The sequence below is a fragment of the Methanobrevibacter millerae genome (assembly GCF_001477655.1).
GTDB lineage: Archaea > Methanobacteriota > Methanobacteria > Methanobacteriales > Methanobacteriaceae > Methanocatella > Methanocatella millerae_A.
The window spans coordinates 1,135,499-1,155,802 of record NZ_CP011266.1; the positions used below are offsets into that span (position 1 = coordinate 1,135,499).

At 33.6% G+C, this 20,304-nt stretch carries 18 protein-coding genes; 11 read left to right on the plus strand and 7 right to left on the minus strand.

Annotated elements, in window-relative coordinates; all coding sequences use genetic code 11:
- Positions 1–134: 134 nt before the first annotated feature.
- Positions 135–5,207 carry an Ig-like domain repeat protein gene (locus SM9_RS05050; RefSeq protein WP_058739099.1) on the plus strand — a complete coding sequence of 1,691 codons (5,073 nt, stop codon included), beginning with the start codon at positions 135–137 and terminating at the stop codon, positions 5,205–5,207.
- Positions 5,208–5,256: 49 nt separating this feature from the next.
- On the opposite strand, the gene SM9_RS05055 is transcribed toward SM9_RS05050, so the two are convergent.
- Together SM9_RS05055 and SM9_RS05060 are read right to left on the minus strand one after the other, a co-directional pair.
- Positions 5,257–5,967 carry a thymidylate synthase family protein gene (locus SM9_RS05055; protein WP_058739100.1) on the minus strand — a complete coding sequence of 237 codons (711 nt, stop codon included), beginning with the start codon at positions 5,965–5,967 and terminating at the stop codon, positions 5,257–5,259.
- Between the two features lie 111 nt (positions 5,968–6,078).
- Positions 6,079–6,765: a hypothetical protein gene (locus tag SM9_RS05060; RefSeq protein WP_058739101.1), complete on the minus strand. Its 687-nt coding sequence runs from the start codon at positions 6,763–6,765 to the stop codon at positions 6,079–6,081.
- Between the two features lie 152 nt (positions 6,766–6,917).
- On the opposite strand from SM9_RS05060, the gene SM9_RS05065 reads away from it, so the two are divergent.
- Entirely contained in the window at positions 6,918–7,562 is a 645-nt protein-coding gene (locus SM9_RS05065; protein WP_058739102.1) for a hypothetical protein, read from the plus strand.
- Positions 7,563–7,591: 29 nt separating this feature from the next.
- On the opposite strand, the gene SM9_RS05070 is transcribed toward SM9_RS05065, so the two are convergent.
- Positions 7,592–8,512 (minus strand): manganese-dependent inorganic pyrophosphatase, encoded by a 921-nt coding sequence (locus SM9_RS05070; RefSeq protein ID WP_058739103.1) that lies wholly within the window; start codon positions 8,510–8,512, stop codon positions 7,592–7,594.
- 59 nt (positions 8,513–8,571) lie between these two features.
- Between SM9_RS05070 and SM9_RS05075 the strand changes: the two genes are divergently transcribed.
- The gene (locus tag SM9_RS05075; RefSeq protein ID WP_058739104.1) at positions 8,572–9,216 is read left to right on the plus strand and encodes a stage II sporulation protein M; all 645 of its coding nucleotides are present in this window, start codon (positions 8,572–8,574) and stop codon (positions 9,214–9,216) included.
- Positions 9,217–9,241: 25 nt separating this feature from the next.
- On the opposite strand, the gene SM9_RS05080 is transcribed toward SM9_RS05075, so the two are convergent.
- Positions 9,242–11,059, minus strand: a complete 1,818-nt coding sequence (locus SM9_RS05080) for a subtype A tannase (protein ID WP_058739105.1) — start codon at positions 11,057–11,059, stop codon at positions 9,242–9,244.
- A 178-nt stretch (positions 11,060–11,237) separates the two neighbouring features.
- Here SM9_RS05080 and SM9_RS05085 point away from each other — a divergent pair, with 178 nt between their 5' ends.
- From SM9_RS05085 to SM9_RS05095, 3 genes are all read left to right on the plus strand, one after another.
- The gene (locus SM9_RS05085) at positions 11,238–12,191 is read left to right on the plus strand and encodes a malate dehydrogenase (RefSeq protein ID WP_058739106.1); all 954 of its coding nucleotides are present in this window, start codon (positions 11,238–11,240) and stop codon (positions 12,189–12,191) included.
- Positions 12,192–12,381: 190 nt separating this feature from the next.
- Positions 12,382–13,881: a DUF2193 domain-containing protein gene (locus SM9_RS05090; protein ID WP_058739107.1), complete on the plus strand. Its 1,500-nt coding sequence runs from the start codon at positions 12,382–12,384 to the stop codon at positions 13,879–13,881.
- A gap of 12 nt (positions 13,882–13,893) precedes the next feature.
- Positions 13,894–14,673, plus strand: a complete 780-nt coding sequence (locus SM9_RS05095; RefSeq protein ID WP_058739108.1) for an MIP/aquaporin family protein — start codon at positions 13,894–13,896, stop codon at positions 14,671–14,673.
- A 27-nt stretch (positions 14,674–14,700) separates the two neighbouring features.
- Here SM9_RS05095 and SM9_RS05100 read toward each other — a convergent pair whose 3' ends face one another.
- Complete coding sequence (locus SM9_RS05100; RefSeq protein ID WP_058739109.1) at positions 14,701–15,333, minus strand: stage II sporulation protein M; 633 nt, start codon at positions 15,331–15,333, stop codon at positions 14,701–14,703.
- Positions 15,334–15,398: 65 nt separating this feature from the next.
- Between SM9_RS05100 and SM9_RS05105 the strand changes: the two genes are divergently transcribed.
- Genes SM9_RS05105 through SM9_RS05115 form a run of 3 tightly spaced genes read left to right on the plus strand, consistent with a single transcriptional unit; the run spans position 15,399 to position 17,628 of the window.
- Positions 15,399–15,896 (plus strand): hypothetical protein, encoded by a 498-nt coding sequence (locus SM9_RS05105; RefSeq protein ID WP_058739110.1) that lies wholly within the window; start codon positions 15,399–15,401, stop codon positions 15,894–15,896.
- A complete protein-coding gene (locus SM9_RS05110) occupies positions 15,896–16,504 on the plus strand; it encodes a hypothetical protein (RefSeq protein ID WP_058739111.1) in 609 nt (202 codons plus the stop codon). Before SM9_RS05105 ends, SM9_RS05110 begins: the two co-directional genes overlap by 1 nt.
- Positions 16,505–16,515: 11 nt before the next feature.
- Positions 16,516–17,628, plus strand: coding sequence for a low temperature requirement protein A (locus SM9_RS05115; RefSeq protein ID WP_083495841.1), 1,113 nt, complete (start codon positions 16,516–16,518; stop codon positions 17,626–17,628).
- Here SM9_RS05115 and SM9_RS05120 read toward each other — a convergent pair.
- Positions 17,620–18,321 (minus strand): alpha/beta hydrolase, encoded by a 702-nt coding sequence (locus SM9_RS05120; protein WP_058739113.1) that lies wholly within the window; start codon positions 18,319–18,321, stop codon positions 17,620–17,622. The genes SM9_RS05115 and SM9_RS05120 overlap by 9 nt on opposite strands.
- Position 18,322: 1 nt before the next feature.
- Positions 18,323–19,003, minus strand: coding sequence for an archaetidylserine synthase (locus tag SM9_RS05125; protein WP_232299188.1), 681 nt, complete (start codon positions 19,001–19,003; stop codon positions 18,323–18,325).
- 72 nt (positions 19,004–19,075) lie between these two features.
- Here SM9_RS05125 and SM9_RS05130 point away from each other — a divergent pair, with 72 nt between their 5' ends.
- Together SM9_RS05130 and SM9_RS05135 are read left to right on the plus strand one after the other, a co-directional pair.
- Entirely contained in the window at positions 19,076–19,603 is a 528-nt protein-coding gene (locus SM9_RS05130) for an LOG family protein (RefSeq protein WP_058739115.1), read from the plus strand.
- On the plus strand, positions 19,600–20,295 hold the full coding sequence (locus SM9_RS05135) for a hypothetical protein (RefSeq protein WP_058739116.1): 696 nt from the start codon (positions 19,600–19,602) through the stop codon (positions 20,293–20,295). Before SM9_RS05130 ends, SM9_RS05135 begins: the two co-directional genes overlap by 4 nt.
- Positions 20,296–20,304 lie beyond the last annotated feature (9 nt).

Sequence of the window (20,304 nt, forward strand, 5' to 3'; positions counted from 1 at the left end):
TAAGCTTGTTTAAATGTTTTTTTAGATTAAATTAAGTTTTTTAATACATTTTTAGATTAAAATTTAATACTACTACTTTTTATACTATGAATAATAAATGTATAATTAATATTTGAAAAAATGGAGGCTTTAAATTGTTTAATAAATTCAATTTTTCGCTGATAATTATTGCAATATTCTTATTATTTATTGTTTTAATTCCTTCTTCCATAGCTTTTGAGTTAGAAGAAGGTGATAATATTACCTCTCGAGTAATTGAAGAAGAAGAGATTGTTTTAACTAGTTCCAAATCAAATGATATTTATTTTGATGTTTCCGCTCCAAGTGGTGGTGATGGTTCAAAAGGCAATCCCTATAATCAATTTAAACAACAGTATATTAGAAATGATGCAATTATTCATTTGGCAAAAGGAGATTACTTTTTAGATACAACTATTTCAGCCCAATACAATAATTTAACTGTTTATGGTGCGGGAATGGACAAGACATTCATAACAAGCCATCATGCATTAACAATAAAGCATTTTTATTTGTCTGATTTGACATTGTCCGGAGTTAACATTATAAACCATGGAACAATTGACATTAGAAATGTTTGCATAGAAGATGCGAAGGCAAATGTACATGATCAGTATAATAACTCTTTTGGGGGAGCTATCTATAACCCTGGGGAGCATTATGATCCGTATTTATACTTGACGAACTGTATTTTTAAAAACAACTCTGCCATGTACGGCGGAGCACTTTACATGACTTATGGCCATTTAAAAATTATCAACACCACCTTTGAATCAAACACTGCTTATAATTATGGGGGCGCAATTGCCGCAGGTGCAAACTCAAAAATTGAAATTTATGATTCTGATTTTATTAACGACAAATCCATTAAGGATTCTGGTGGTGCAATTTATTTCAGATATGCTGATGTAAAAATATCCAATTCTAATTTTATCAATTGTTATGGTCAATTTGGTGGTGCAATTTGTGATTTAGGTGCAAACACTACAATTTCAAATTCAAAATTCACAGGCAATAGGGCTTCATATAGGGGCGGAGCCATTTACTCATTATATGGTAAATTCTTTGTAAATGACTGTGATTTTAGAAATAATCATGGAAAAAATGGTGGAGCAATATTTTTGGATAACGCTACTTCACACTATATTACCACTTCACTTTTCATTTCCAACACTGCTGATGTCTGTGGTGGAGGAATATATTCTATTTTAAATATAATTCCATCCAATGCAGGCAACTACTATGCAAATAACAAAGCACAGGAAAGTAACGATTTGTATGTAACACACAATATTAATTTATGGCTTGGAGATGGAAATTATACTATGATTGTAAGCGACCATATCCGTGAGGAAATATCATACATTCCTTCATATTATAATCTGGTTAATTATGGTTTAGTCACTCCAGTTAAAGACCAGGAAACAAGTGGGGACTGCTGGGCATTTTCAGCAATTGCAGCATTGGAATCATGCCTTTTAAAGGCTACTGGTGTTACTTATGATTTATCTGAAGAAAACATGAAAAATTTAATCAGCCTTTATTCTGATTATGGATGGAACATGGAAACGAATAAGGGCGGTTTTGATACAATGGCACTTGGATATCTGACAAGTTGGTTAGGGCCAGTGTTTGAATCTGAAGATGAATTCGATGACCATTCCACATTATCCCCTGTTCTTCATTCAAAATTCCATATTCAGGATGTCCTTTCATTATCCAGAAAGTCCTATACAGATAATGCTGATATAAAAAAGGCTATCATGAAATACGGTGCCGTTGCAAGCGGATTATATAATGATGATGCATATTTGAATAAGAATAAGGCTTCCTATTATTATAATGGAAATCAGATTACCAATCATGCAGTCACAATTGTCGGATGGGATGATACATACTCAAGATATAATTTTAATAATGTTCCTCAAGGAAATGGAGCTTGGATTTGTAAAAATAGCTGGGGACCTAACTGGGGAAACAATGGATACTTCTATGTTTCATATTATGATACAAAACTTGCAGAAATAGGCAAATTGCACTCTGCTTATACATTCATATTTAACAATACCATTGATTTGGATAAGAATTATCAATATGATGTTATTGGACTCACTGACTTTTTGGCAACTGGAAAAAATACTGTTTGGTATAAAAACGTTTTCAAAGCCACTGATAACGAACTGCTGGCCGCATTTTCATCATATATCAATGATGAAAGTGATTATCAGGTACAGGTTTATGTAAACAATGAACTCAAGTTCTCCCAGAATGGTGTTTCACCTGAAGGATATTATACTTATAAATTGGATAAGTTCATTCCATTATATACCGGAGACGTTTTTGAAATCGTCGTTAAATTAACAACAAAGGATATTGTAAGCATTCCTATTTCAGAAAGCAAATATACAAATAAGTACATCTATGATAAAGGAATGTCCTATATCAGCTATGATGGAAAAACTTGGACAGATTTATATGAATTGAAATTAGGGTCAGCACATTCTCAAGTAGCATGTATTAAGGCATTTACAACTCTGGAAACATTAAACACTGTTATTTCAATGCCTGATTATTCAATAGAATCTGGAAAAATTGTTACCCTTGAAGCTAATGTCTTGGATGCCCATAACAATAGGGTTACATTGGGCAGTGTAACATTCAATATTGATGGAAATGAGTATGTTGTTGATGTCAATGATGGAAAAGCCACGTTCAATTACAGATTTTCAAATGAAGGTACATATAACGTTAAGGCAACATACCACGGCCTACACTATAATCCTTCATCGGTCTCATCTACAGTAACTGTTGAAGAGATTTATTCATCAACAAAGATTTCTTTGGCATTCAATTCAGTTAGGGCAGGCGAAAATGTCAGGATAACTGCAACTGTTCTTGATTCAAACAATAATAAACTGAACACAGGTACTGTCACATTCACAACTAACGGCAGGAGCCAAACTGTTAATGTAAATAATGGTGTTGCCGTATTTACAACTTCCTATGATAAGGCCGGAAGCTATGATATCACAGCCACATTCAAGGCTTCTCATTATGGCTCTTCAAGTACCAAATCAACAATAACTATAACTCAAGGTGTTTTATCATCTAAAATAACTGCTACGAGTACAGTAACTAACAATAATGTAAGAATCATTGCTGTTGTTAGGGACGCAAATAATAATCTGGTTTCATCAGGTAAAGTCACTTTCAATATTAACGGAGAAAAATCAGTGGTTGATGTAACTAGAGGGCAGGCTGTTTTAAATACTGTTCTTCCGCGCAGCTCAACGGTTTATTTATCTTTTGAGGGTAGTAACTATCTTTCTTCAACAACTTCAATAAGGGTGGAAGTTTCTGATATGCCTTCCTCAAAAATAACATTGACTAATATGGAAGTGAATGTTGGAAATTATGTAAATATTGTAGCAACAGTCACAGATTCCAGCAATAATCCGATTAATGGAGGGACTGTCAGCTTCACAGTTGATGGAAAAACCACGAATATTGGTGTTTCAAATGGAAAAGCAACTTTAACAACATCATTTTCAAAATCAGGATTATTTGGAGTAACTGCAGTTTATACAGGCAATTCTTATTCTTCATCATCTGCAAAATCAACTATAACAGTTAAGGATAGAATAAGTTCATCCAAAATAACTGTTAGTGATGTTACAGCCGGCGCTGGTAAAAGCGTAAGCATTGTTGCTCGCGTTGTTGATTCCAATAATAATTTGGTAAACAGTGGAACTGTTAATTTTATTGTAAACTCAAAGTCAACAACTGTTGGTGTGAGTAATGGTGTTGCAACATTCATCACTTCATTTGATAAATCGGGAACTTATAATTTGCTTTCAACATTTTCAGGAAATAATTATCTGTCCAGTTCAACCAATTCAAAAATAATTGTTGAAAAAAACACAATTTCAGTCACATTATCTATTGGAGATGCGACATATGGATCAAGTAATGTTGCAGTAATAACATCAGATGTTGCATTTAATGGATTATTGAATGTTGGAGGAAGTGTTTATTCTGTGTATGTTAACAATGGAGTTACAAGATTCACTATTCCTTCAAAATTGTCCGTAGGAAGTTATAAAGGAATTTTAACATACTCTGGTGATGATAAGTATAATCCAATAAGTATTAATGATAAATTTATAGTTACTGGCGATGATTTTTCATTAGTTGCAAAGGATATTGTTATGTATTATAAGGATGGAACCAGATTGGGTGCTTATTTGTATGACAGTAATGGTCGTCCTTTAGCAAATAATACTGTTACATTTTCCCTCCAGGGCATTGACTATTCAAAGACCACAAATCAGAATGGTTATTCATCAATTGCAATTAATTTGAACTCTGGAAAATATGTTGCAGTAGTCAAACATGCTTCTTCAAGCAAGTCTGTCACTATTGAAGTAAAATCCACAGTCATAGCCGATGATGTAACTAAATATTATCGCAATGATACACAATTTTATGCAACAATTTTGGATAAGAACGGCAATTCTGTGAAAAATACTGTTGTTAAAATGAATATTAATGGAGTAATCTATGAAAAAACCACTAATAATCAGGGCATAGTAAAATTAAACCTGAATCTTGTGCCAAATACTTATATTTTGACTGTAACAAATCCATCTACATCTGAAATGGCAACCAGTATTGTTAAAATACTTCCAAGACTTGTAGAAAACCATGATTTGGTAAAATATTATCGCAACGCTTCAAGATATAGTGTTAAAGTTTTATCCAAATCAGGTAATGCGGAGGTTGGAAAAACAGTTACATTCAATATTAATGGAGTATTTTACCAACGTGTAACCAATTCGGAGGGTGTTGCAAGTCTTAATATTAATTTGGGACCAGATACTTATATTATAACTGCAGAATATGATGAATCAAGAGTATCTAATAAAATCACGGTATTGAATATTTTAAAAGCCAATGATCTTATTAAAAGATATGGGACTTCATCTCAGTTTACAGTAACACTTTTGGACGGCAACGGTAGATTATATGCAAATCAGGTAATCAAATTTAATATTAACGGTGTATTTTATGAAAGAATTACCAATGCTAATGGTGTTGCCAGTTTAAACATTAATCTGCAAGCGGGAAAATACATTATTACTTCATCATACAATGGATTGAACTTAGCAAATACTGTTACAATATATTAGGTTAAAAATAACCTAATTTTTTGTTTTTTTTTAAAAAAGAGTTTAATAGCTATTTGTTGTTAGCTATTAATTTACGGGCTGCTTTTAAGTCAGTATTATAAATGTGGCCGGATGTAGAATGGTAATGGATTCCTCCGAAGTTTAATTTTTCACCTATTATCTCTTCATTAAGTTCCTCTTTCATTTTTAAGCCCATATATGCTATGAAAAACATATTGGAGTAGAATGCACCATAGATATCATTGCTTCTGAATATGCAGTGAATAGTTAATTCATTGTCACGCACAATGCACTGTAAAAATTGAAGACAAGGTATATCTTCTGCTTCAGCATCGTCTATTGGATTAATTGTCACTGCAACTGCACGATTTGATCCTGTTGCAGTTAATATTCTTTTTTTCATGCTTTCAAATTGGTTTACATCAAAATGTGCAAAAATACGGTTTGGGTATGTATATACGAATCCCTGAGTGTTGTTAATAATATCTGGGTCTTCAACTGATTTAACGTATTCGTACAGGGCATCGCTTTTAATTGGACATCCTTCTAGGTCATATTTTCCGGATTTTATGTCTGACAACATCATTTTGGTTGTGTAATTTTGATATTTGGCTCTGAATTTCAAGTCCATTGGGTCATCTATAATATAGAAATTACCTAAACTTTCAACTAAATGGTGATTACTATCCTTATAAGTTTCTTTTCCTTCTTTTAATATTTTATTAACGAAATCTAAATAACATTGATTAATACTTAACATTGCAAACAATCCTTTTAAATTATATTTTAATTTGTTTTTGAAATTATAAATATCTGATGTTTTTAATTAAAAAATAAATGCATGTAATAGATGATTAAATCTAATACAATTCTATTTTTTTACAAGGTCATACATCATTCCAAATAATTCAATGGCTTTATCTGTTGAATTTTGTTCTGTAATGTTTTCGGGAATTTCATATACAAATGTAGGATATCCGGCATCAGCTATAGGTTTTGAAACAAGAGTTGCGGAAGTTGCCTTATAAGGTTTTGAAGTGTCTGTCGGGAAATAATTAAAGTCACTTGAATTTGCTATTTTTTGTGAAATGTCAATGGAAGCATTATCCATTGCTGGTGTGGCTAAATAAAATCCTTCACCATAGCCTTCCACATGTGAATGACTTATGATTACTGCTTTTCCTTTTGTATTGCTTATGTCCGGAACAACATAATCATGAACTAGGCTTTCACCATTGTCACGGCTTGCCTGGTAAACATCAGGATCTTTAGTAACGTTAACGTGATAAACAGTAAATTTGACATCATGATTTTGTGCAAATTCCTTTGCAGCCTTGATTTCCGGTTCGATTGAAAGAGGTTCTCTTGGATGAATTCCTGCAATCAAAACAAGTTCAGTATTAGAGTTATTATTTCCATAAACAAATTTATCCACGGTACCTAAGTCATTTTCCCAATGGTTTGTTGAATTGGAATGTGATGTATAATCATATGCAAATAAAACACAGATAATAGCTAATAAAACTATTATTAGTATTATTTTTGTCTTATTATTCAAAATTTATCACCAATTATTTTTCTATTAAAACATTATTATATGTTTTTTTCTTTTGAAATGGCAAATAACTTATATTATTGTTTATATATCATATTATAATTCAATTCTTATCTGTTTAATTTATGATAAAATAAATTTTTTGTGGTGATTTGATGATTGAAGATAAATTGGATAAATTAATCGAACTTAATGAGAGAATTGTTAATCAAAATGATGAAATTATTAATTTGCTTAAGGGTGATGACAATGGTGAGAAAAATGTTGTTGAATCTTCACTTGCTGAAGAGCCGGAAGACGACGATGAAGATGTCCCCGCAGTCAATAATGTATCTAAATTTTTCTCAACCAGTGAACTAAGTTCCGGCGAACTATTATTTGTAGCTAATAGTCAGGACAGTCAGATTGATATTTATAAAATAAGCGTGAAGGCATCTGATGAGTTGAAAGTTGTTCCTCAAGAGATGGAAGAGGAAACAAGAAATATTTTAGATGATGGAAATTATGAAATAACTATTGAGAATTTAACTGGTAATAGTTTGACTAGTCAATTTAAAATGCCGTTGCTTATAGCAGTTGAAAGCTTTAATGAAAACATGTCAATTCCATCAAATGTAGCTATACTTGATGATGAAAGTTATGTGAATATTCCTGATATACTGAGGGTTGCTATTGAAAATGGTGCTGAAAAAATTTACCTGTCCATGAAAAATGCAATGTCTGTCCTTCAGGCACCACCAATGATAATGGATTATTTGCAGTTCTATAAAAATAAGGATGATTTATTAAAACATTTATAAAAATAGGTTTAAGTGAGTTTTAAACTCACTTAAGCATTTTCAGTCATTATAGGGACAACTTGTTTTTTACGTGAGACTACACCTTCTAAAAGTGCAGTATTGTCATCTAATTTTACTCCATATGCTTTTTCTACTAAATCTGCATTTTTACCTAATACAATGACTTGGGAGTTGCTGTTGACGATATCGGTAATTAAGAGCATGAACAAGTCAAGATTCTCTTTTTCAATGATTTTTTCAATTCCTGCTTCCAGTTCGTCTTTCATTTCCAAGACGTCAGGAATGCTTGCAGTATTGACCTGATTAACGATGGATTTTACATCCTTAAAGTCTATTTGCTTAGCGTCAAGAGCTAAAATTTCATCAATGGTAAAACTTGAAAGGTCAGTTCCTGCTTTTAACATTTCCAAACCATACTCTTCGTAATCAACACCAGCAATTTCTGCTAACTTCTTAACAGCTTTCTTATCATCTTCTGTAGTTGTTGGAGATTTTAAAAGTAAAGTGTCGGATATGATTGCAGATAACATTAAATGAGCTATTTTAGGTTCGATTTCAACATTATTCTCATTGAATAATTTGAATAAGATGGTTTCAGTGCAGCCCACTGCTTCTGCTCTATAAAATAATGGGTAGGAAGTTTCAAGTGCGATTTTGTGGTGGTCTACAACTTTTTTAATATTCATGTTTTTCAGATTGTCAATGGATTCGGAAGGGCTGTTGTGATCTACTAAAATTACATCGCTTCCTTCTTCAAGTGATTCGATTAATTCAGGAGCTTCAATATCCAAATAATTTAGGACGAATTCAGTTTCTTTATTGATATTGCCTAATCTGCATGCAACTGCATTGTCATTTCCAAGGTTTTTTTCCAATTCACACATTACCAAACTTGATGTGATTGTATCTGTATCTGGACTTTTATGTCCGAAAATATAAGTTTTATCCATATTATCACTTTAGAAATTTGTATTCATTTATTATATATGTAAGTATAAACTAATAAATAATGTCATTTTTAGATTCATATTTCAGATATTTGAATGATGCATTTGTAGAACATAAATATTTATTAATATTCACGATTCTATTTGGTGTATTCTGCTGGATTGGAGGATACTTCCTGACGGATTGGATATACACTCCTGCAGAATTGGTTGATTATGAATATTTATCACAGGAAACATTTTACTCATTTGAAGACATGATGTATATTATTATTAATAACTGCTATATCAACGTTAAAAGTTATTTCTGGTCTATATTTTTATGTGCAGGCCCAATTTATGATATGACATTCAATATTGGAATGTCCGGCATCACTTCTAGAGCGACTGAACTTGCATGTGGAGATCCTTTTCTTTTTTTAAAATTGACATGTCTTCATGGATTTTTTGAGGATGCATCAACTATCCTAAACAGTTTTGCAGGATTCTTGCTATTTTTATTTATAATAAAATTCATTAAGGATTTTTTTAAGCCTTCAAAGCATTTGGCGAATGGTTCAATTACAAATTCACTGGAAATTAATAAAAAAATTTTGTATCAATCATTGGCCGTATTCGTTCTGGCCTTAGCGGTAATGATATTTGCAGGTATTTTGGAAGAATACATTAGCGTTCCATTCGGAAACCTAATCGCATATTTATTTTAAAAAAAGTTGTGAAGTTAGATTTTTTCTAACTTACACATTTATTTATCCATGAAATGAAATTTGAAGTAGCGTCACCACTTCTTTCAGCTTGAGTATGGCCTTGTCCCCAGACAACATTCAATTCAACACTGTCTGTTTTTCCACTTTGATTTAAAGCAAGAGCCAAATTGCTTTCAACAGTTGTTGCAGTATCGCCCTGTTCGATTCCTGAATTTATTCTCCAGTGTTTTGCAGGATTTGATGTTGAACTGTTATAATAATCGCAGAGATAATACATCGGATTGTACATGTTTACACGATCTTCAACGGTATAGTTAAATTGGTCTGTCACTTTGATGTCGTGTGCATATTCACTTGCATATGATGAATTATATCCGTTTAATTTGGAATATTTGTCATTGTTTGAGCTAAGCAATTCAGCTATGGTGCTGTCAAAGTGAAGTGTGTTGCTTTTATTATTTCCAAACACTGAATTTTCAGCCTGGCTTCTGTTTAAATCGTCAAATGCAGGCACGCCTTTGGTAGGTGTTTTGCAATGCTTAACAAAGCTTTCAATACTTTTTACCTTAACCGTATTTTTGCTTGCATCATATTCAATCCACTCCCCATCACTGTTTAGGGAATTGATATAATCCTGAGCTGTTTGGTAGGTTTCATTGCTGTTGGTTGAAGTTCCATTATTTTGAATATTTCCTGCTGGTAATTCTCCATTAGGAACATCTCCTGCTGGTGCTTCGCCTGTTGGCATTTCACCTGTCGGAGCATTTCCTAAAGGTGAACCTCCCATAGATTTCATATCATTTGACGGTGTATATGGAAATGTCGTATCTGCAAGGAAATTATTCAATGATTCTTCAATAACGCTTATCTGGTAGTCATAATAGCTTCCTGAGGTATAAATTCCATCATTGCTTTTATCTAAAGTCAATGTTTTTCCTGAAGGGTCTTTCAGACCTAACTTGTTGATGTATTCTCCATATTTCATAGCCAAATCTTTGGACAGTTCATAAGTCCATGTATCGTTTGACCGGGTATATTGACCCATATACCATTCATATCCCTCATCTGCCGTATCCAGGTTGGTAATTGGACACCAGCACATTGAACCGTAAACTGAACTTGATATCACATATCCATTTTGGTCTGTCATTGCTGCTCCGATAGCTTCAAGGTATGATTCGTATAATTCATTATCTCCACTGCTTCCGACTATTGCGGACTGTGCACCGCCTCCACTATGTCCGAATGTGAATATTTTTTCAGTGTCTCCTGGAATTATATCCTTGTTGAATTTAAGATACATTATTGATGCCTTTAAATCAGTTACTCCCCATGGAGCTCCGCCTGTAAAGTTGTCTCCATTGTCACGTCCTCTGCATCCCGGATAGACATATATGATTCCTGAATCAGTATAATTTTTTACCTCTTGGGGATTATATGATGTAGGAGCAGTCTGTGCTGAGTATCCTGGTGTGTTGATAGGTATTACGATCGGTGCATCTTTGGCACTATAATTTGCGACTTTGTTCTTTTCATTTATTGTACAGTTATATGTTCCGTTCGTGTTTTTCTCACCATCAAAGTATTTTCCCGGAACATAAATTGATAAGGTTTCATACTCTGGTGCTTTTGCTCTATTGCAGTAACTTAAGTTAAGCTGGTAATATATGTCGTTTGCGCTGTCATAGCTCCAATTGTTCATGTTGACTGTTATGTTTGCAATTTGTTTATCATCCAGTGCAAGAGTATTCTTTCTTTCACTTGTATGTGTAGTATATACTGAAACTGCAGCTGCTATGATAACGATTGCAACTATCATTAAAATAATATACTTTTTATCCATATTATCTCCTTAATATAAACTATGTAATATATAATTAATATGTCTTGGTATTCAACTAATATTATTTTAGTGATATAAAAATAAAATTTTGTTCATTATTTTATTTTTAATTTATCAAATGTACAGTGAATTTTTTCTATTAGTTAATTATTTTTATATTAAAAACTAATATTAACTTATGGTAAAAGTAAGTATATTAGGTGCAACTGGTGTAATAGGGAAAAATGTTGCATTCACTTTAGCAAGGGCTGATACTGTAGATGAAATAGTATTGTTTTCAAGGCCTCAAAGTGTAGATAAGGCTAAGGGTGAAACATTTGACATGTATGATGCATTGGCTGCAGAAGACATTGACTGTAGATTAACTCCATCATGTAACTATGAGGATATTAATGATTCTGATATTGTACTGATTACTGCAGGAACTCCAAGACAGGAAGGAATGACTAGAATGGATTTAGCTATTCCGAATGCGGAAATTGTAAGAAACTATGCTGAAAAGATTGCTATTCATGCTCCGGATTCCATTATTTTAATAGCTACCAATCCTGTTGACGTGATGACAACAATTGCTCTTGAAGCATCAGGATTTGATAAGACTAAAGTAATTGGAATAGGCAATCACTTGGATTCACTAAGGCTGAAGGCCTATTTTGCAAATCAGATTAACATCAACAGTTCAGAAGTCCATACGAGGGTAGTTGGTGAACATGGTGATCATATGGTTCCGTTGTTAAGCTCAACTACTATTGGTGGTATTCCATTGAAATATTTCATCCAGTCTGTTGATATGGATGTTCCAAGACTCATAAAAAGACTTAGAAAAGCAGGAAATACCATCATATCCAAAAAGGGAGCAACTGAATATGGTCCTTCATATGCTATTTCAAACCTGATTTCAACTATAATAACTGACAGCCATAAGATTTTGACAGTCACTACATATTTGAACGGTGAGATTGCAGGTGTCAGTGGAGTATCATTGGGTGTACCTGTTGTTTTGTCCAAAAAAGGTATTGCAATGATTGTACCTATTCATATGAATGATTATGAGCAGAAAAAATTCAAAGATGCTGCAGAGATTGTTCGTGAAGCTACAGAAGAAGTTAAAAACAGTTTCAACTATCACTGAATTTCAAAATATTAACTTCTTTTTCTTTTTTCATTTAAAAAATACATTTTTTTCGATAAGTTTATATAGACAATATCTTGTATTATTACATAATGATAGTAGGATTATTATCATAAGTAGGAATTGTTAGGTTTGTTTTAACAGTTTTTTTAAGGCAGTTGAATTTTTCATAGAATTTGAGGTTGATAATATGAAAGAATTATATGAAAAAATGATTAATGAATCAATGGCTGCTCAAAGAGCAGATGTTGGAGTAATATCTGAAAACAGATACAAAGACTTTAAAGTCACTGATGCAAAGGCTTATGCTGATGCAGTATCTAATATGAAAGCACTTGACAATCAAGCAGAAAGTGTAATTAAATTACACAAAAATTCTGTTGCAAGTCACTACAAGGTTTTAACTTCCGTTACCGAAACCATCCGTCCTGAAGACGATCCATTCATTGAACACTATCAGACACCGCCGGTTCTAGAAATCCTATGTGAAGAGGATGGCGAATTTGCAGACAGTGTTGATAAGTTCATAGATGCAATTGCAGATAACGAAGCATTGATTTCAAGAGAATCAATCAGAAGATATGGCGGATTCTATGGTCCGACCTGTGTGGTTGACTTTGCTTTGATGCCTGGAAGCACAACCAATGTTGTCAATCAGATTTTGGCAAAAATGGACATTTCAAATATGCACAAGCAGGCAATATTATCTGCTAAATCATGGGGTATGAACACATCATATGGTGTAGGTGATGCATTTGCAAATGCAATCGAAGACGGATTGACAGCAGCTGAAGCAACTCAAAAGGAAATTGAAACACTGCAAATGGTCTATCGCGAACCTATCGAAGCCCAGGGAACATTGATGGATGATGCAGACCACTCCTCCTTTGATGTAAGAAAATACATGAACGGGTATAAAAAGGAAATGACTGCAACCGTTAAGGCTGCAATGGATGATGGAGTCCACTACGGTAATATAGTAACCGTTCCTGCATACTGTGTTGGGGACATTGGACACCACATCGGTCAGGCAAGCTATAATATGGTTAAGGATGATGTAACTTTAAACATCATTAAGGCTACAACAGATGTTATTGAAGCAACACTTAGAAGTAATCTGGATAACTATAAGACTCCTGCAAATGTATTGAATCTTGCAACAGGTTCTTCTGCATGTGCAACAGAATACATTTTGGAATTGGATGGATTCAATGCACCTATGGTAGTGGACTTACTAAACAAAAGATTCCACAACTATGTACAGCAATATCCAAGAAGAGGTGCTGCTGCAGAACTGCACAACTGTGATTTTATGGATATGATTTACAGAGGATTCGGAGCTATAAGCGATGCAAGAAAAGCAAGATCCAGTGAAAAAATTGACTTGGTACCAAAAATCAACGGATTTGCAGTTGACTTAAGTCCAATAGCAGAAAATGAAGTAATCATGAATCCGCAAAGATACACATATCCTGCATGTGCAATAACTGTCAGATTCTCATCTCTCATGAGATTGGCTGATTATCCATGTCTGCTTACATCAGAACCTATCACTGCTACAATGATGACCAATATCATTGCACTCAATAAGGAATCTGCAGGTTCACCTGCCAGAGGATGTAAAAACTGTGCATCTGCAACATTAGTTGATGGAAAACATGAATACTGTCAATGGAGAGAAGCTATTTAGGTTGTGAATTAGATGGCTTCTTGTAATATTGAAAAAAAGTTTCTGGCTGAATTGCTGGGAACTTTTTTCCTGGTTTTTTTCGGAACAGGATCTGCTGTTGTAACCTTGCTGATTGCAGATAGCATTCATCCGGGAAATGCGGGAATAGGTATTTTAGGTGGTCTTGGTGATTGGATTGCAATTTCTCTTGCATTCGGTTTGACTGTGATGGCATGTATTTATCTGTTCGGTAAGATATCTGGTGCACACCTAAACCCTGCAGTGACTGTTGGTTTGCTTGTAAGCAAAAATATTTCCCTTGTTGACAGCATCTACTATATTGTTGCTCAAGTAATTGGAGCATGTTTGGGCAGTTTGGCATTGTTCCTATGTCTTGGAAGCGGTGCTGTAACTATCGGAGCATTAGGAGCTACCGCACCGGGATTAGGTGTTGGATACTGGCAGGCCATGTTTGCTGAATTTATCGGAACATTCTTCCTTGTATTGGTTGTAATGGGTGTTGCTGTTGACAAAAAAGCGGAACCAGGTTTTGCAGGTCTTTCAATCGGTATGACAGTAACAGCAGTAATTGTAGTTTTAGGAGCATTCACTGGTGCATCAATAAATCCTGCACGTACATTTGGTCCTTATTTAATGGATATGTTGCTTGGCGGAGCAAATCTCTGGGCATACTATCCAATCTATTTAATCGGACCAATTGTTGGTGGTATTTTAGCTGCTTTAGTATATAATTTCATTGCTAAAGGAAATGATGCATGTGCACTGCCACAACCATTCTATGATGATGAATAAAGAGTATTTTAATACTCTTTTCTTTTTTTATTTCAACAAATTAGCTCCACCCATCTGCTGTGAGACAATATTTCCTATTTGGGGAGTTATAAATCCTTCAATTAATGCAGCTATTGCAAATAATGCCACTGCAACCAAAAATAATACTGCAACATGTTTTAATGTCTTTTTGTTGTTTTGATAAGCTTCACTGAAAGTGTTTTTGCGGATTTTATCTCTTAATACTTTAAAAATGAATGTGAATAACAGTATTCCGCTTGTACAGCTGCAGAAAAATGCCGGAATTTCAAGTATTCCATGCGGGACAATCAATGCTATATACATTACAAGGTCATATGTTGAGTGTATGGTATAGCCTGCCATGAATCCTACCACAAAACCGTTGAGAAATATTGCTATGAATGCATATATTGCAAAAAATATGGATCCGATTAGTGTGATTAATGCTGCTGTTTCATTGTGAATCATTATGTTAAATGCATCGACGGAAGTCACGTTTCCCTTAAGCATGGCATCCTTTAGCATAGGCATTAGAACTGATGCAATTTCATCTGTAGAAATATCTCCTAATATGAATGCTATTGCAAAAATTACTATAAGTATTAGAAATATTTTCCTGTTTTCAACAAAGGCTTCTTTAATTTCATATTTAATATTCATCAGTTAATTTTTTGATTTAAAAATATATAAAAACCTTATATAGAAGTTATACATAATATATTAACATGAATAAAATATTTTTAATTTTTATAGGTCTATTAATATTTTTTATAGCTATATCATTTGTATCTGCAGGAGAGGATACTCACTTTGAAATAGAAAAGGATTCGTCAGGTTATTCTTCAATAGTGACCTTGAAGGATTCACATAATAATCCAGTTCCCAAAGTGAAGTTTTCAATTAAGATAACAAAGCCTAACGGCAGCGTAAGAACCATGCCTACAAAGACACTCAACAAGACAGGTCAAAACATTTTCTTTTTGGGTTCTACAAAAGGAAACTATGTAATATCTGTGGATTTCAAGGGAAACGGCAAATATAATCCTTCTTCTTTAACAAAAACGATAACGGTAACATCAGGAAGCGGCGGAAACTCCATTTACAACTATTATGACAATCACAACTATGGTGATAGCGTAAAAATGGATGAGTATATATATGACAACTACTGGTATGAGGATATCTACGATGATCCTCGTACTTTTGACGGGGAAGGTTATTGATGCAAAGAAATGTAAGCATTGCTTTATCGATTATTATAATAATATTGGAAATCATTGCATTGATTGTATGCTATAATTCTTTTGGAATTAATTTGGCATATTATACAATAGATTCCAATATATTTCTTTTAATTTCAACAATCCTCTATTTGCTAACTATAAATAATGTTCCAAAGATTGTTCAGTTGCTTAAGTATTCATCCACGCTTTCAGTATTCATCACATTTCTTGTTGTAGTTTTTGTACTCTATCCAATGTATAACTTTAATTTTCAGTTCCTGTTTTTAGATGGGCCAAATCTTTATATGCATGTACTGTGCCCGGTTTTGGCACTAATATCTTTTATTTTCTTTGATTCAAATGAAATAGAAAACAGCCTGAAAAATAATTTGAGGTCATTATATTTCACGATAATCTATGCGATTATTTTGATTAGTCTGAATATTTTAAATGTCGTATCTGGACCATATCCCTTTTTAAAAGTAAATCAGCAGTCACCGTTAATGTCTGTATTTTGGATTGTATTGATACTTGGAGGTGCTTTGATTTTATCTAAAGTACTACTTTTTTTAAAGGACATGAATAATATTTTATATAATCCAAAATAAATATAATAATAATGGCTATCGTTGAGAAAAAAGTGGAATTAATTGAACTATTCTATGACTTGATTTTTGTATATGCAATATCCAAACTTACTGCACTAATCAGTGAACCCGTTAACGGAACAGTTGCACCCGATAGCTTTTTTATATATATCATCACATCTTTTGTAATCTTGCAGGCATGGCTGTATTTTACAAACTACGTCAACAGATATGGGCAATGGCACTGGCATGAATACATTCTGGCTATTGTAAACATGATAGCTGTGATTTTCATGGCAAATACAATCAATGCCCAGTGGAACCAGATGTTTGTTCCATTCAACATTTCAATGCTTGTAATGCTTTCAACAGTTTTTGTGTTGTATTTAATTCAGGTAAAACAACATGGTACATTCGATATTGCAGCGGGAAATTCAATTCAGATACTTTCAATCGTATGTTCAATATATATTATAGCTCTTTTGGTAATTCTATTGGGTTTTCATGATATTGTCATTTGGATAGATGTTATTGCAGTAATAACAGGGGCTTTTCTGCCATTTTTCTTAAAGGGACACTTTGATGAGGGTGTAATTAATTTTCCTCATCTGGTTGAGCGTTTTGAACTTCTGACTATCATCACATTCGGTGAAGCGGTTGTGGGAATGACATACTTTTTTGATGTGACAAGTTTCAATATAACATCAATTCTCGTATTTCTTATTGTAATTTCAATGTTCGGCTCATATGTGATTCAAATTCATAATCTTGTAAATCACCATCGTGTTGAAAGAAGCCTGAGACTGATGTTTAGCCATTATTTCATCATAATAAGCATAAATCTGATGACGGTTGCATTTGAATGGCTTCATTCCGGTGAGGTAAATCCCCATCTGGAAATTGGTGTAATGATTATTTCATTAATTGTTTTCTATGCATCAATAATGGCAAACAAGCCATATTATAAGGAAGGCATTAAATTCTTGAATGGTGATTTGGTTAAAATGATACTTTTCACTGCTGTAGGTTCTTTTGTTATTCTCTTTTCAATGGAAAACATATACTTATTCTTGTCAGGAATCCTGATAATAACACTGGGCAACCTTTCAGTATTGGCAAAAATTCAAAAAAAATATTTAAAATAATTTATTAATGAAATTAATAATTTCTGAAGCGGTTTCGTTTTGCTGAAGTGTTGAATTGATGCCTGCATTGCCGTCGCCTTTTTGAAGACCGTAATTTCCGAACTGTGCATGATTTCCACCATTTATGACATGCTCAGTAAAGTTGGCTTTGATTAATGGTCTGGCATCGTTGTAGCTTTTCAAATTTAAAACCTTATCTTCAGATCCGTAAATTGACAATGTAGGCTTGTCTATTTCTTCACTTGGATATGCCGCAAGCAACACCAGCCCATCAACATCATGCTTTGAAGCATAGCCTGATGCAGCTACACCGCCTAAGGAATGGCCTGACATGATATAATGGGAATAGTTTGAATTCTTGATGATGTCGTCTGCAATGTTTTGGCCGAAAAATGCAAGATTAAATGGCATTTGAACAAGATACACATCAACGCCCTGTGCCGCAATCTGGTTCATCAAAGGCAGATATGCACTGTATTCAACTTTTGCTCCAGGATAGAATATTAATGCAGTATCATTTCCTTTACCGTCAATAAAAAGCCCGTTTGATGCATGTGTAACGCTAACATTTTCACTTCCGTTAATGTATGATAGGGCAGTGCTGTCTGAGTGTGAATAGTCATTGACATAGTATACACTAAATCCAATTATCAAAATTAATATTATTATTAGGATGATGTATCTTTTTTTCATGTTATCCTCGAGTTAAATTGATAAATAAATAACCAATGGAAGTTAAAAGAATAATTAATCCGGCAACATTGACAAATCCAATATACAATGGAATCTGGAGAATAATGCATAACAAGCAGATGCAGTTTAATATCAGAAGGTATAGATTATTGAATTTTTCATATGGTATGTTGCATATCATAGCTATTGAAACTATTATTGCCAATATGAGTGCAATATATATGTTAAAAAGGCCACTTATGTAAAATGAAGCCATAATAATTGCAATTCCCGGAATCGGAAAGCCGATGAATCCTTCAACATCATTTGATGTAACATTATATCTTGTTAACCTTAAGATTCCACAGATTATAATAAACAATGAAACCAATGCAGTTGGAATTTCAAGATATGGTGCATTTACCATACTAAATGAATAAAGGAAAACTGCCGGGCTAACGCCAAATGATACAATGTCTGAGAGAGAATCAATGTTTTTTCCGAATTCGTATTCATCAAGTCTATTTGTTTTTCGTGCAACCCATCCGTCAATGGAGTCAAACAACAATGACAATATCATAAAGATTGCTGCATAATAGAAATTATGGTTGATTGACATGAGTATGGAGAGAAATCCGCAGCTCATATTCATCAGTGATACCAAATCGGACAGGCCAATAAAGCTTTGCATTTTTGTGTTCATTAATGAAATATATGGTTGTATTGATTAATAAATGTTCTAACTTTAAAAAGGTTGATTTATAGATATATTAATATGAAAATTTGTCTTTACGGCTCAGGTAGTAAGAACACTCCAAGGGAATACACTGATGTTGGCTATGAACTGGGATTGAAAATAGCTTCAAATAATCATTCTCTTGTATTTGGCGGTGGAAATGATGGAATGATGGGTGCAGTTGCAAAAGGCGTTCATGACAATGGAGGAAACATTATGGCTATCGCTCCGGATTGGATTAATGAATTCGATGATCCTTTTAAGGGTCATGATGAATATATCAAAACGGATTCAATGGATGAGAGAAAAAAGCTGTTTTTAGAAAAGTCTGATGTATTTATTATTGCTCCTGGTGGAATTGGTACTTTGGATGAGTTTTTTGAGGTTTTGACATTGAAATATCTCAACAGGCATTCAAAAAAGATTATTCTATTTAACATCAATCATTTCTATGACCGGATGATTGACATGCTTTGCGAGATGCATGATGAAGGTCTGATTCGTGAAGGTGCACTGGACATTTTTGAAGTTGCAGATTCCCTGGATGAAATTTTTGATTTATTATGATTGATGATTTAAAAAAGATTGCTAAATTTGTTTTAATTGCTTTTGTAGTCCTTTTAGTTTTGGGTGTTATAATTGGGACAATATCATATCTGACATCTCCTCCAAGCTTTGCCAGTAGCGATGATAGCGTGGAAATAGACATCGGCCAGGACGGTTATCTAAAAGCAAGCATTAAAAAATCATTGCAATATAAAAGCGAGAAAATTCCTAATGGTGAGGTAAATGTATCTGGCGATTTGATAAAATGGAAGGATGCGCGAAACATTAGCTATGTAAACTATCTTGGCAAGAAGGCCTATGTAATTGTTTGGAAAGCACCTCTAAAGGATACTGGTTTTAATGTGGTTGACACCTCAAAAATTGCCTATGACTATGGAGACATACATGGGAAAAATAGGATGTATGCCCTATACTATCAGGAATACAATCCGAAAAACAAAATGGTGTATGGAATAATACTGGACCACAATAGCATTTCATATGATTTCAAAGACCTGATTCATGATATCCTAAACAGGTCTTTTGTCAAATATAATGACTATTCCTATTCAACATCATCCTCCGGCCGATATCATGTCGATGATTCGCCATATACAATAGCCAGAAATGACCCTGACTGGTACTATGACCACTATGAATATGGTGACAATTATGCAATCGACGATTATCTGGAGTCACAGGGATATGATTGAAAAGAGTTA

Coding starts and splice junctions, on each gene's coding strand:
- SM9_RS05055 (WP_058739100.1), bottom strand. CDS start 5,967: ATGTTAAGTATTAATCAATGTTATTTAGATTTCGTTAATAAAATATTA.
- SM9_RS05065 (WP_058739102.1), top strand. CDS start 6,918: ATGATTGAAGATAAATTGGATAAATTAATCGAACTTAATGAGAGAATT.
- SM9_RS05070 (WP_058739103.1), bottom strand. CDS start 8,512: ATGGATAAAACTTATATTTTCGGACATAAAAGTCCAGATACAGATACA.
- SM9_RS05075 (WP_058739104.1), top strand. CDS start 8,572: ATGTCATTTTTAGATTCATATTTCAGATATTTGAATGATGCATTTGTA.
- SM9_RS05080 (WP_058739105.1), bottom strand. CDS start 11,059: ATGGATAAAAAGTATATTATTTTAATGATAGTTGCAATCGTTATCATA.
- SM9_RS05085 (WP_058739106.1), top strand. CDS start 11,238: ATGGTAAAAGTAAGTATATTAGGTGCAACTGGTGTAATAGGGAAAAAT.
- SM9_RS05090 (WP_058739107.1), top strand. CDS start 12,382: ATGAAAGAATTATATGAAAAAATGATTAATGAATCAATGGCTGCTCAA.
- SM9_RS05095 (WP_058739108.1), top strand. CDS start 13,894: ATGGCTTCTTGTAATATTGAAAAAAAGTTTCTGGCTGAATTGCTGGGA.
- SM9_RS05100 (WP_058739109.1), bottom strand. CDS start 15,333: ATGAATATTAAATATGAAATTAAAGAAGCCTTTGTTGAAAACAGGAAA.
- SM9_RS05105 (WP_058739110.1), top strand. CDS start 15,399: ATGAATAAAATATTTTTAATTTTTATAGGTCTATTAATATTTTTTATA.
- SM9_RS05110 (WP_058739111.1), top strand. CDS start 15,896: ATGCAAAGAAATGTAAGCATTGCTTTATCGATTATTATAATAATATTG.
- SM9_RS05115 (WP_083495841.1), top strand. CDS start 16,516: ATGGCTATCGTTGAGAAAAAAGTGGAATTAATTGAACTATTCTATGAC.
- SM9_RS05120 (WP_058739113.1), bottom strand. CDS start 18,321: ATGAAAAAAAGATACATCATCCTAATAATAATATTAATTTTGATAATT.
- SM9_RS05125 (WP_232299188.1), bottom strand. CDS start 19,003: ATGAACACAAAAATGCAAAGCTTTATTGGCCTGTCCGATTTGGTATCA.
- SM9_RS05130 (WP_058739115.1), top strand. CDS start 19,076: ATGAAAATTTGTCTTTACGGCTCAGGTAGTAAGAACACTCCAAGGGAA.
- SM9_RS05135 (WP_058739116.1), top strand. CDS start 19,600: ATGATTGATGATTTAAAAAAGATTGCTAAATTTGTTTTAATTGCTTTT.